Consider the following 12,012-nt stretch of genomic DNA (forward strand, 5'->3'; position numbering starts at 1 on the left):
ATTGATTTGCTACCGATCGGTAACTTGCGGGCGCGACGAATTTTTCGTCAATGAACATTTCGGCCGTGATTCCGCTGTTACTCTGAGCGTGTTTTCCGGCCCTGGCCAGCGGTCGCACGGGGGGCCGTGCAGTGCACTTCGATCACACCAGTACTTCGTCGGGACGCTCCTGAAATGAGGCATCAATGATCGTGAGAAAAGCTGCAGTCACGGCAGGGATGGCGGTCGCCGCCATGGGGCTCGCTGCCGGGGTTTCTCATGCAGGGCCGGTGGCGGCACCCGCTCCAGCGGCGCCTGTTCCGGCAACGGCGGCGCCCGCGGTTCCTTCGCTGCCGTTCCACGACGTCGCATCCCGCGAGGAGAACGACAGGGCGTTCGCCCAGTTCGGTGCGCAGGTCGGCATCGCCGTCACGGTCGGCAGCCTGGTCGGAACCATGGCCGGTGCCGGAATCGGCTGTATCGCAACACTTCCTGCGTGCCTTCCCGGTCTGGTTACCGGAGCCGGTATCGGCGGGGTCGTCGGAACGATCGTCGCCGGGGGTCCCACTCTCGGTGTCAGTGCATACCAGTTGTGGGAGACGTACAACGCCGCTCCGGGGACGTCGATCTACGCGGACCGGGACGAGTAGAGCCCTCGTATCAGCGCCCGGCCCCGTCGTGCCTCACACGGCGGGGTCGAGTCGTGAGTGGAGGCGACCGCGAATAAACCGACCGGTTCCCCGCTTTGTGTGAGAATAACTGCATCCCCGACTGGTGGAACTCTTGAAATTCGATCCCGATGCCGTTCTGGGCGCAATTTTTCATAACCCTGAGCAGACTATTTCGTGAGCGCCTTTTCTCGAGGCGAGACTCAATTGGGATCTGTCACAGCTGCAAGTTACTGTTTAGCAACGGATGGGGTTGAAACCTTAAGGGGATGGAATGAAGTTGCGTCGTATCGTTACGACTTCGGCACTTTTGGTGGGTGTGCTCGCGACCGGGTCCGGGGTGGCGGACGCGGAACCCGTCGCCGAGCCGGGCACCGAGATCGGATACGAATCCCACATCGAGGACCGCACGGTCGTGACCACGCTCGACGCCGGCGCCTTCGCGCTTGCATCGGACGGGAAGTCCGTTGCGATCAAGGATGCGGGTGGGGCAACTGTCGTTTCCCTCCCGCTCGCGTACCGGTTCGACGGATTGCAGTTCCCGTTCGAGGAAGAGATCACCGAAGACGGAAAGACCCTGCGCCTGACGCCGAGCGTCGACAAGGCCGAGGCGACGCCGATCTCGCCCGAGGATCGGATCACGCCCATCGCGCTGCACGACGTGGCGTCGATCGACGAGAACACCCGGGCCCAGTCGGCGTTCCAGCAGCAGCTCGGCATCGCGATGACGGTCGGCAGTCTCGGCGGCACCATCGTGGGTGGAATCCTGGGATTCGCCGTCGGCTGCGTGGTCGGGACGCCGGTCGCGGTCTTCGGATGCCTGCCGTTCGGCGTGACGGGCGCGGGAATCGGTGCCCTTCTCGGCACGATCGTGGTGGGCGGCCCCACGCTGGCCATCGCCGGTATCGACCTGATCAACACGCTGAACGCACCGCCCGGCACCACGAAGTGGGTGAAGTAGCCGCACCCCGCAGTACCTCAGACGCCGCCCGCCTCCCTTCGGAGGCGGGCGGTTCGTCGTTGCGCGGCCTCGCGACCGTGAACCTCGTCACACCCGCAGAGCTGATCTGCCTGACCGGCCCATGCTTAGGCTAACCTTCGTCCGTCACAGCGCTGCTCTCGAAACGGATCTCGATGAACCTCCGACGGTTTACTGCCACCTCCATGCTCGTCGTCGCGGCGATGGGCGTCGGAGCGGCCACGTCATACGCCGATCCGGCCGCCGCACCCCAGCCGGGTGCGGAACAGGGCATCCCGAACATCAACTACCAGACCGCTCGCGACGGTGACGCCGCTGTGGCCACCCTCGACGCCGGCGCCTTCTCGATCAACGACGCGAACGACACCGTCGACGTGGTCGACGACGGCGGCCGCGTCGTCGCCTCCATTCCCACCTTCTTCCGGGTCGACGACCTGCAGCATCCCTTCGCCGTGGCGGTCGACGAGTCCGCTCGCGTCCTGCGACTCGTCCCGAACATGGATCCGTCGGCAGCGACCCCCGTACCCGTGTCGGAACGCCTCACCCTCGACGACGTCGCCGCGCCGCAGGACAAACAGGAACGCGACGATCGCGCACTCGACGACTTCCAGCAGCAACTCGGCATCACGAGCGCGATCACCGCGATCGTCGCCGCCATCATCGGTGGGGCGATCGGATGCGCGATCGGCGTCATCCCCGGCACGGCTGCGCTGGTGATTCCGTTCCTGGGCCTCGCGGGGCCGGTGGCCGGGTGCATCGGGGGTGCGCTGATCGTCGCGCCCGTCGTCGCGCTCGCCGGCACCATCGTCGTCGGCGGTGGCGCCCTGGTGGTTCTGGGCATTCAGTATTTCAACACCATCAACAGCCCGTTCGTCGCACCGGAACCCACGGCATGAGCGGCCGGTTCGCACGGAACCTGCGGGCCGTCACCGGAGCAGCGTTCCTCGTCGTCGCGGCCCTCGGGATCTCCGCCGGGACCGCACACACAGCTCCACTGGCGCAGCAGGATTCGTCCGACATCGGCTACGAGGCACACACCGAGGGGGAGTCCGTCGTCACGTCGATCGACGCGGGCGCCTTCCGGATCACCGGCACCCGGGAAGCGATCGAGGTGGTGGACGACAGCGGCAAGCTGGTGGCTGTACTGCCGCTCACGATTCGGGTCGGCGACGCCGTCTATCCGATCGACGCCGACGTCGACGGGCGGAAGGTGACGCTTACCCCGCAGGTTCCCGCCGACGTCGCGTCGTCCGTGAAATCGGTTGCGCAGGAAGGATTCGACACTCAGGAAGAGCGTGACGACTCGGCGCTCGCCGACTTCAACAGTTACCTCGGTTACGCGACGCTGATCGGCGGCCTGATCTTCGGTGTGATCTTCGGCGCCGTGGGTCTTGCGGTCGGGTGCGGCCTGTTCGCCGTGACCGTGATCGGCACGCCGGTCGGGTGCCTCGGCGGGCTGCTGGCGGGATTCGCCGCCGGCGGGCTGGCCGGCACCATCTTCGTGGGCGGCGCCGCACTGGTGATACTCGGAATCCAGTACCTCGTCACCATCAACACGCCGTTCGTTCCGCCCGCGCCCGAGCCCACCGCCTGATCAGTTCCCGCGCGCTCGGCAGCCGGTTGCCGTGATCGTCGGCAGCACCAGAGAGGGCAGATTCGCAGCCACCGTCGCCGACTGGTTCGTTCGCGCCGCTCTCGACGTCATTGACCTCGCGGACGTCCCACTGCCCGTGGTGGTCCCGGCTTTCGGCACCGACGCAGAGCCTGCGGTGGCCGCAGTGGGGGCGCGGCTCGCGGCCGCGGACGCCTTCGTCGTGGTGACGCCCGAGTACCACCACAGCTTTCCCGCGGTCCTGAAGAACGCCATCGACCTGTTCCGCGACGAGTGGCGGGCCAAGCCCGTCGGCTTCGTGTCGTACGGCGGGATGGGCGGGGGACTCCGCGCGGTGGAACAGCTGCGGTTGGTGTTCGCGGAACTTCACGCGGTCACGGTCCGCGACAGTGTCGGCTTTCACGGTGCGGGGGCGGTGTTCGACGAGCACGGGGAGCCGCTCGACCCGGCAGTCAGCTCGAGTGCGGTCAAGAACATGCTCGACCAGATCGAATGGTGGGGCACCACCCTGCGGGATGCCCGGGCGGTCCGGCCCAACGCGGCCTGAGTGCGCGAACGACGACAGCGGCCCACCTCCCGAGAGGGAAGCGGGCCGCTGTCGCAGGCGGAGTGCGTTACGAGGTGCGCACGCGCAGACCCGGGTTCTCGGCCAGCACCTCGTTGATCGGGGTGGCGAACAACTCGGGGCTCTCGCCGAGAACGAACGTGACGACGTCCGCGACCTGGCAGATCGGGTACTGCCCGACATTGGAGGCGCTCGAAATTCCGAGTGCCAGCGTGCCGGTCACGATCGTGCCGCCGCTGTCGCCCTGCAGGGCGCACATGCTCGTCGAGAAGCTGTCGGCCAGCGTGCGTTCACCGACCGAGACGGTCTGCGCGACGGACGTGACGACACCGCACGTGAAACCGGTGGTCAGACCCGACTTGCACACCGGGGCGCCGACAATCGGATCGGCGGTTCCGGTGATGGCGACCGGCGCTGCGCCGGGAACCCGGACGCCGTTGTTCTCGAACCGGTGTGCGGCGTTGTCGTCGGCCCGGATGATCGAGTAGTCGTGGATGTCCAGGCTGGTCTTGGCGAAGGTGCCGATCCGCGGACCGGTGCCACCCGGGACCAGAGAGAACGCCTCCGACGCCTCCGAGGTGCCGGCAGCGTCCCGGTTGGGGTCGCAGTGTCCGGCCGTGATGTTCACCGGGCCGCCCGAGCTGTCGGTGCCGTTGAAACCGAGCGAGCACCGCAGCCCCACTCCGCCGCCGAGCGAGCCGTACGCGTCGCCGCCTAGCAGGGCGTCGGCGGGGAGCGGTTCGGCGATGGGGGTGAGGTCGGTGGACGGCAGCGGAGCGGCCGTGGCAGGCGACTGCACGACGCGTGCGCCCTTCAGGAAGTCTGGAAGCTGCAACCCGCCCACGTTGTCGGCGCGGAGCACGAGATCGTTGTTCACGATGTCGATGGCCACACCGCGAACGAGGTCCGCGACGGCGGGCGGCTGGGTGTCCAGCCAACCGTCGAGCGACTTCACCTGAGCCTGCAGGCTGCTCTCGCTCTGTGCCACATCCTTCACCTGGAAGCCGGCCTTCTCGGCCGCGGCGACGGCGGCGTCCTTGTCCGCACCGTCGGCGAGCCCGACGATGGGGGTGCCGGCATTGTCGAGCCACGTTCCGGCGAACGCATCCGGGAACTGGATGCGGGCGATCTTCGCGAACTCGGCCAGCTTCTGGCCCAGCTCGGAGTGCTCCAGGTACTGGTCCGGGCTCAGCGACAGATCACGCTGGATAGCGTCGATCAGTTCCGCGGGAAGCTTGGCGGCCTGGCCGGACACTCCGGGCTCGACCGGATCGGCCTGAGCGGAGGCGGCGACCGGACCGAGGAGCAGCAGCGCGGCGGAGCCGAACACGGCGGCACGACGTGCGATGGAGCTTCGCATGGGGGCCTTTCTGATGTTTGTTTGTTCGCAGTTGCCTCGCGGGCGCATACGAATACGACCCCCCGACAGGTAAGGCCGTACACAGTCGGAGTCGACTATATGGGTTCGCCCCGTCTATTCCCACCTGTAACACTCTCGGTGGACGGCGCAGCAGGACAAAGCGGACACCACCCCTGAATGCACCTGTGCCCGGTGTCCGAGAGCAACGGACACCGGGCACCGGGTGGAGCGGTGGAGAACTAGTCGGAGATGGTGCGCACGCGCATCCCGGATCCGATCGTGTCCACGATGTCCGCGACAGGGATGCCCAGGCTGGCGGTGCCACCCTCCGGTGCCAGCACCAGGTTCGCCTCCGTGCAGTTGGGGGCGCCACTGGCGTTGGAACCACTGGTGATACCCAGCGCGAGGGTTCCGGTGACGATGGCGCCGCCGCTGTCACCCGCGAGGGTGCAGGCCGTGCCGGCGAAACCGTTGACCACGCGGCTCGAACCGTCGGCGACGAACAGCTGCGTCTCGACGTGATCGGCCGCCACCACGCCACACGTGAACGACGACGTCTGACCCGACTTGCAGATCGGGGCGCCGACGACGGGCCGGGCGGTGCCGGTGATCTCCAGCGTGGTGCCGTTCGCGCCGCGAACCGCGGGACGGTCCAGACCGGCCTTGACGCCTGCCTCGTTGAGCTTGATCACCGAGTAGTCCAGCTTGTCGGCCGGGTTGCCCACCGACGACTTCGAGAACGCGCCGATCTGCTGGCTGTCGTCGACGTTCTGGTGGTTGGGGAGGAACACCGGCGACGGCTGACCCTCGGCGGGGTTGCAGTGTCCGGCGCTGATGTTCACGGCCTGGCCGCTGTCGTCCACGGCGTTGAAGCCCAGCGAGCAGACGGAGATCTCCGAGATCGGCGTCTTCGGCAGCTCACCCGCGGTGGTGATGTAGGTGTCACCGGCGAGGGGGCCCCGCTCCACCGGACCGCCGCCGCCGGGGCTCAGCATGACCTTGACGTTGGCGAGCAGCGTCGGCAGGTTCAGCGCCTGGCCGATGGGGCTGTTGACGACGTCGATGACGACGCGGTTCTCGAGGACGTCGATCGACGCGGAGTTGACCTGGGACGCCACGTCCTTCGGCAGTCCCGCGATCCAGCCGTTCACGTCGGAGAGGGTCTTCTCCAGGCCGTTCGCGGACACGGGCGCAATGCGGGTGTCGTACCCGGCCTTGGCTGCGGCGTCGGCGGCCTCGTCCGTGGTGACCGCGACGACGGGCTGACCGTCGAGGCCGATCCAGGCCCCGGCGAAGTCGTCGGGATGCTGTTCCCGGAAGTCCTCGGCGTAACTGCCCAGCTCCTGTGCCTTCGCGGCGCGGTCGAGGTACTCCTGCGGGCTGATCTTCAGGTCGCGGGTGATGGCCTCGACGAGTTCGGCCGGCAACTTGTCGGCGCTCAGCTGAGTGGTGTCGGGCTGCGTAACAGGGTCGGCCTGGGCGGCGGTGGAAAACGGAAAGAGAAGAAGCATTGCCGAGGCGCCTACAACAGCGGCGCGGTGCGCCAGCACGTTACGCATGAAATCCCTTCTGCACGGAATCCGTTCACTGAGGATTCCTTCTGGGGTGGGTATCAGCGCCCCACCTTAAGCTACGGACGGGTCGGCCCGTCGGGGAGGTGTGACCGAAGCCTCACTGACCTGGACTTTTCGCAGCGGGCTTCGCGGGCGTGGTCGTGGTGGTGATCGCGGCCGCGGGTTCCTTCATCGTCGTCGTCGTCGTGGTTGTTGTCGTTGTTGTTGTGGTGGTGGTCGTCTCCGGCGGCGTCGTCGTGGTCGTAGTGGTCTGCGGGACCGTGGTGATCGAGGGGAGGGTGATGACCGGCGTCGTCGAGGGCGGAGGCGGCGGCACGAACACGGGTGTCGTCTCCACCGGTGCAGGCGGGGGAGCGACCGGGACCGGGGCTTCAACCTCCGTCGTCACGGCCACCTCCTGCGTGCTCGCCGTCGGGAAGACCGCGGGTGGAGCCTGCGTGGGTCGTGCGCTGGACGTCGTCACCGACGCGGTCTGGGCGTCCCGGATCGTCGGGACAGCGGTGCTGCCGTTGCCGGTGAGCGCGAACGCGAGCGCCCCACCGGCCACCACCAGTGCGGCCGCGGCGACACCGGCGATGATCAGCGGCCGACGGTTCGTGCGCTTGGCGGGTGGCGTCGGTGTACTCGCGGGAGCGGACGCCTCGGTCTCGGCGGGCGGATACGCGTCGGCGGCAGCGGCCGCGGCTGCGGGCACCGCCGTCACGGCGGAGTACGCGGTGTGCATCGGGGCCTCGACGACCGGAATCGACTCGGTGTCGGCGCTCGTGTCCTCGTCGGTCAGTGCCAGCCCGGCCGCCAGCAGTGCCGCGCCGTGGGCCGGGGATTCCGGTGAAGCGGCGAGCGCCACCGACTCCGGGATGAGAGTCGCCTCGCCCAGACCCATGTAGTCGAGGGATTCGCGCAGCTTCGTGACGATCTCCGGTGCCCAGTCCGACGGATGGGTCGCGGTGACCTTCACCGTCCCCGACAGTCCGTCTGCGGCCTCCCGGAACAGGCAGAACATCGCCGTCGCGACGAGGTCCTCGGCGCGGGTCAGCGAACCCGCGTACTCGATTCCCGCGGGCTCACCGACGCGGGCGAGGAAGTCGCGGACGGCGCCGGTCGATTCCGTGCCGGGGTCGCCGAGCTGAACCGTGCCGTCCGGGGCCGTGAACAGGACGGACGGGTGTTCGATCGTCCTCACATCGGTTCCGGAAGCGGTCACCACCGCTGTGGAAACCGAATCGCCGACGGTGAGTCCGACTCCGGTGGTCATGAAAGATCCTTACTGGCACGGTTCGAGGGAGTGCGTCATCGCACCATGCACAGTGTGTCGCCTGTCGCAGTCGAATGGTTACACGGGGCGCTGCTGCGCCTTCGGCGCCCGTGAGTACTTATCAACCACCCGCGGTTAATAAGTACTCACGGGTCAGGAGTCTGCGGAATACCCGTGGCCCATCGCACGCAGCATCGACAGCAGCTCCGACCGCGACCCGGCGCCCAGCCGTCGCCGGATCCGGGCCACATGGTGCTCGATCGTCTTGGCGGAGATGTAGAGGCGTGACCCGATCTCCCGGTACGTCAGCCCCTGGACGAGCAATTCGGCCACCTCGGCCTCACGGTCGGTGAGCGATCCCGGCGTGCTCGGACTCGACACGACCGCGGAGTCGGTGCCGTTGCCCGCGGACGTCGGCTGTCGCAGGGCCCTCGCGACCTGCAGGAGCGTGGTCGCGACCCGCGTGTCGGACGCGCGCAGCGCGGCTTCACCCGCGAGGCGCGCACCGTCCCACGGCAGGCCGATCCGGTCGAGGGTGCGGGCCGCGTCCTCGACGGATGCGGCGTCGATGTCGCCCTGCAGCACACGCAGCCAGGCGCGACCGGCGGTGGCGAGCCCGGACGCGTACGTGCTGACCTGGGCGGCCTCGCCGAGTGCGCGGGCGTGGGGCATCAGGTCTGTGGGGCATTCGGCGAGGATCGAGGCCTGCACGCCGTACCAGTGCAGCGCCGATCCCCACATCGCCGGCTCGCCGAGCGTCCGCAGCAACGACTGCGCGTCCTCGACGAGGTGGGTGATCCGGGCGGGTTCGCCGACCCGGATCGACGTCAGCCACAGTTCGCCGAGCGGCAGCAGACTCAGCAGGTCCACCGAGTACTCGGCGAGCACGCCCTGCGCGCCCGCCCAGGCCTGGAGCAGTGCCGCGTTGTCGCCGGTGCGCCGGGCCAGCCCGACCCGCAGACCGTGGACGAACAGCAGGTCGCGCTGCCGCATCGACGCGGCGTCGAGACCGTCGAGCCGGGACTGCGCGGCGGTCAGATCGCCGCGGACCATGGACGTCCAGGCGGTAAGCAGCTGATGCCGGTTCGCGGTGACACTGCCGGGCTGTTCGGCTTCCCGTGCCCGGGCGAGGACGGCGTCCGCGTGGGCGAGTTCGCCGCAGTGGAGCGCGGCGAGGGCGGTGATCGCGGCGGGCGAGTCGGGCAGCACCCGTGGCCGGGACGCGCGACCGGGCAGCGACAGCGCACGCGTCAGTGAGTTCAGTGCCGCGTTGGCGGACGCGGTCACCGACTGGACGAGTCCGGTCGCGACGAGTGCGGCGCCGGCGGTGGCGGCGGTGGGGGGTGCGCCCGCGCTCGTCGCGAGGACGGCTTCGGCGTCGTCGAGTCGCCCCGCGACCACCAGGACGGAGGCGGCGAGGGAGGCGTCGGCGCCGGCCCGGTCCGCGCCGAGCCAGGCGTACAATTCGGCGCTGCGATCGATCATGCCGCAGAACGCGGCGCCGGCGGCCGAAATCCTGACCGCCGCAGCGAGTTCCGCATCGTCGACGGTGCCGGACCGTTCGAGGACCGAGTCGGCCAGCCCGACCGCGGTGTCGAGGTCGCCGTTCAGGGCGCAGGCCTCGGCGTATGCGACGACGGCGGTGTCGCCGAGCCTGCCGGCCCGGCCGGCTTCGGCATACAGTGCGACGGCGGTGGCCGGCTCGGCGAGTTCGGCCTGGGCGCAGAGGAATCGGCTCAGTTCGTCGCTCGATGTGCCGGTCGCGGCGACCGCGCGGGCGACGGGCAGCGTGAGCGTTCCGCCGTCGACGTGATGGGTGAGCAGGCGGCGAGCGAGCGTGGTCAGCCGGTTCTCGCCGAGCGTCGTTGTGAGATGCGTGCGGTCCGCGTGAACCAGCGTGTCCCGTTCGTCGACCCAGCCGTCCGCGCGGAGCGCGTCCACGGCGGCACGGGCACTATCGGGTTCGACGTCGAGTACTCGGGCGACCACGGTCTCGTCGAGGTCGCTGCCGAGCAGAACCAGTGCGAGAGCGGACAGTTGGGGGCCGTCGAGCTCCGCGAGTTCCGTGGGAGGAAGCGGTGAGGGCAGCGTGGACACCGGCGCCCTATCCGCCGTTACCGAGGACGCCGGGCACCAGGCCGGTGACTCCGCCGACGACGCCACCGACCGTGTCGCCCACTCCGTTGACGGTGTCACCCACCGCGCCGGCTCCGCCGACGATGGTGTTGGCGATCGCGGCGCCGCCGTCGGTCTGGGGAACGCTCGGGGCCGGAGCGGGGGCCGGGGCGGGTGCGGGAGCAGGGGCCGGTGCGGGTGCGGGTGCTTCGGCCGCGGGAGCCGGTGCGGTACCGGGAGCTGCGGCAACCGGTGCGGCGACGGCCGGTCCCACGGTGCCGGGTGGGACGGTGCCGGGGGCGGCGACCGGGGTGGCGACGCCGGCGGCGGTGCCGGGGACACCGGTCGCGGCGGCGATGCCCGCCGCCTCGGTGCCGGGAGTGGTGGCGCCCGTCGCGGCGGCCTCGGCAGGAACACCGGACGTGGACGCCGCGCCCGCCGACGTGCTCGACGACTGCGAGGTGGTGGAACCCGAGCCGGACGACGGTGCGATGTCGAGGGCGGTGCCGAGCGACAGCCCACCCGCGGCGAGCAGGGCGATGGCCGCGGCGGAGGCGGTGATGATCCCGGCCTTCTTCTTCCGCGACATGCCGGTGGCGGCGGGCTCGGCGAGGGTCGGTGCGGGGGTGCGGGCGGCGAGGACGACGGTCTCGGCGTCCGGCTCGACGGTCTCGGCGGCGGCGGGCGCTGCCGTCACCGGTGCCACGGTGGGCGCGACGACCGGCATCCGCGCGACGGTCGGGGCGGCGGCGCGTCCCGCATCGTCGTCGGCGGCGAGCAGGGCGGCGCCCAGGGCCGCGGTATGGCCCGGACGTTCGGCCGCGACGACGGGTACCCGCAGTTCCGCCGACAGCAGTTCGGCGACCAGCGGGATCGCGGCGCTGCCGCCGGTGAGCACCACCTGGGTGACATCGCTGGATTCGAGGCCGGCGGCGTGGATGCTCTCGCGCACCAGCGTCACCGATTCCTGCAGGGACTCGCGGATGAGATCTTCGAGTTCCGAGCGGACGAGTCGCACGTCGGTGGAGATGCCGGGCAGCTCGATGCCGATCGTGGCCTCGGTGTCGGACGACAGGGCCTCCTTCGCCGCGGTGCAGCGGGTCCGCAGCCGGGTCAGGGCGGCGACCGTGTCGGGGGCGAACGGGTCGACGTCGCCGAACTCCTCGGCGACGTTGCCGAGGACGTACTGCATGGTGGCGTGGTCGAAGTGGGCGCCACCGAAGTCCTCGGACCGCACCGGCTTGCCGAGGACGCCGGTCTCCGTGCCGTGTGCGTCCGAACGGAAGAGGGTGATGTCGAGCGAGGTGCCGCCGAGGTCGTAGATGACGGTCAACGCGTCGCCGAGGGCGCCGCGGGTCCGTTCGAGCCACGTCATCACCGCCTGCGCCTCCGACACCAGGGTGGCGTCCGCGACGCCGGCCTGTTCGAGCGCGTCGGCGAGGACACCGACGGTGTACGGCGGCCAGACGGTCGGGTGGGCGACGACGGTGGTCGGGAGGCCGTGCCGACCCGACGCGGCCTGGTGCACGATGCAGCTCACGGCGGTAGCCACCAGGTCTTCGCCGGAGTAGGTCGAACCGTCGTCGGTGAGGATCCCGACCGGGTCGCCCACCCGGTTCGCGAAGTCGGACACCGTAACCGCGTCCGGTTCGCTCGTGTCGTCGCCGAGGACGGGTGCGCGGTCGGGGGAGAGGTGGAGAACACTTGCGCGGGACAGGACGGTGAGGTCGGCGGCATCCGTCATGCTCGCCCCGTCCGGGTCGATGGCGGCCACTGTATTGACCGATCCGACACCGATGCCGAGCGCTGCAGCCATGTTCCACTCCTGTGGTCCGGGCGGGCGTCACGCCGCCTGCGTCAGGCGGACGGTGCCGCCGTCGTATGTAACGGCCGATGCCGTCGTGG

At 69.6% G+C, this 12,012-nt stretch carries 10 protein-coding genes; 5 read left to right on the plus strand and 5 right to left on the minus strand.

Translation table 11 applies throughout. From position 1 onward, the window contains the following. Window positions 1–185 precede the first annotated feature (185 nt). The 5 genes from FND50_RS09655 (at window position 186) to FND50_RS09675 (ending at window position 3,785) form a co-directional block, all read left to right on the plus strand. On the plus strand, window positions 186–629 hold the full coding sequence (locus FND50_RS09655) for a hypothetical protein (RefSeq protein WP_144285595.1): 444 nt from the start codon (window positions 186–188) through the stop codon (window positions 627–629). A 292-nt stretch (window positions 630–921) separates the two neighbouring features. Beyond that, window positions 922–1,608, plus strand: a complete 687-nt coding sequence (locus FND50_RS09660) for an ammonium transporter (RefSeq protein WP_144285596.1) — start codon at window positions 922–924, stop codon at window positions 1,606–1,608. 173 nt (window positions 1,609–1,781) lie between these two features. Next, window positions 1,782–2,522, plus strand: a complete 741-nt coding sequence (locus tag FND50_RS09665) for a hypothetical protein (RefSeq protein WP_144285597.1) — start codon at window positions 1,782–1,784, stop codon at window positions 2,520–2,522. Then, complete coding sequence (locus FND50_RS09670) at window positions 2,519–3,220, plus strand: hypothetical protein (RefSeq protein WP_144285598.1); 702 nt, start codon at window positions 2,519–2,521, stop codon at window positions 3,218–3,220. The genes FND50_RS09665 and FND50_RS09670 overlap by 4 nt, the downstream gene beginning before the upstream one ends. Before the next feature lie 31 nt (window positions 3,221–3,251). Beyond that, the gene (locus tag FND50_RS09675) at window positions 3,252–3,785 is read left to right on the plus strand and encodes an NADPH-dependent FMN reductase (RefSeq protein ID WP_144285599.1); all 534 of its coding nucleotides are present in this window, start codon (window positions 3,252–3,254) and stop codon (window positions 3,783–3,785) included. A 67-nt stretch (window positions 3,786–3,852) separates the two neighbouring features. On the opposite strand, the gene FND50_RS09680 is transcribed toward FND50_RS09675, so the two are convergent. The 5 genes from FND50_RS09680 to FND50_RS09705 form a co-directional block, all read right to left on the minus strand. Continuing rightward, window positions 3,853–5,163: a S1 family peptidase gene (locus FND50_RS09680; RefSeq protein WP_144285600.1), complete on the minus strand. Its 1,311-nt coding sequence runs from the start codon at window positions 5,161–5,163 to the stop codon at window positions 3,853–3,855. 239 nt (window positions 5,164–5,402) lie between these two features. Then, a complete protein-coding gene (locus tag FND50_RS09685) occupies window positions 5,403–6,722 on the minus strand; it encodes a S1 family peptidase (RefSeq protein WP_005238294.1) in 1,320 nt (439 codons plus the stop codon). A gap of 112 nt (window positions 6,723–6,834) precedes the next feature. Beyond that, complete coding sequence (locus tag FND50_RS36050; protein ID WP_186301262.1) at window positions 6,835–7,992, minus strand: hypothetical protein; 1,158 nt, start codon at window positions 7,990–7,992, stop codon at window positions 6,835–6,837. A gap of 153 nt (window positions 7,993–8,145) precedes the next feature. Beyond that, complete coding sequence (locus tag FND50_RS09700; protein WP_144285603.1) at window positions 8,146–10,089, minus strand: LuxR C-terminal-related transcriptional regulator; 1,944 nt, start codon at window positions 10,087–10,089, stop codon at window positions 8,146–8,148. Between the two features lie 7 nt (window positions 10,090–10,096). Further along, on the minus strand, window positions 10,097–11,923 hold the full coding sequence (locus FND50_RS09705) for an Hsp70 family protein (RefSeq protein WP_144285604.1): 1,827 nt from the start codon (window positions 11,921–11,923) through the stop codon (window positions 10,097–10,099). Window positions 11,924–12,012 lie beyond the last annotated feature (89 nt).

Origin of the sequence: Rhodococcus sp. WB9 (genome assembly GCF_007558985.1) — a bacterium.
Classification (GTDB): Bacteria; Actinomycetota; Actinomycetes; order Mycobacteriales; family Mycobacteriaceae; genus Rhodococcus_F; species Rhodococcus_F opacus.

What these genes read in the sequence shown, in the direction of transcription:
- FND50_RS09655 (WP_144285595.1), top strand. Translation starts at nt 186, where the DNA reads ATGATCGTGAGAAAAGCTGCAGTCACGGCAGGGATGGCGGTCGCCGCC.
- FND50_RS09660 (WP_144285596.1), top strand. Translation starts at nt 922, where the DNA reads ATGAAGTTGCGTCGTATCGTTACGACTTCGGCACTTTTGGTGGGTGTG.
- FND50_RS09665 (WP_144285597.1), top strand. Translation starts at nt 1,782, where the DNA reads ATGAACCTCCGACGGTTTACTGCCACCTCCATGCTCGTCGTCGCGGCG.
- FND50_RS09670 (WP_144285598.1), top strand. Translation starts at nt 2,519, where the DNA reads ATGAGCGGCCGGTTCGCACGGAACCTGCGGGCCGTCACCGGAGCAGCG.
- FND50_RS09680 (WP_144285600.1), bottom strand. Translation starts at nt 5,163, where the DNA reads ATGCGAAGCTCCATCGCACGTCGTGCCGCCGTGTTCGGCTCCGCCGCG.
- FND50_RS09685 (WP_005238294.1), bottom strand. Translation starts at nt 6,722, where the DNA reads ATGCGTAACGTGCTGGCGCACCGCGCCGCTGTTGTAGGCGCCTCGGCA.
- FND50_RS36050 (WP_186301262.1), bottom strand. Translation starts at nt 7,992, where the DNA reads ATGACCACCGGAGTCGGACTCACCGTCGGCGATTCGGTTTCCACAGCG.
- FND50_RS09705 (WP_144285604.1), bottom strand. Translation starts at nt 11,923, where the DNA reads ATGGCTGCAGCGCTCGGCATCGGTGTCGGATCGGTCAATACAGTGGCC.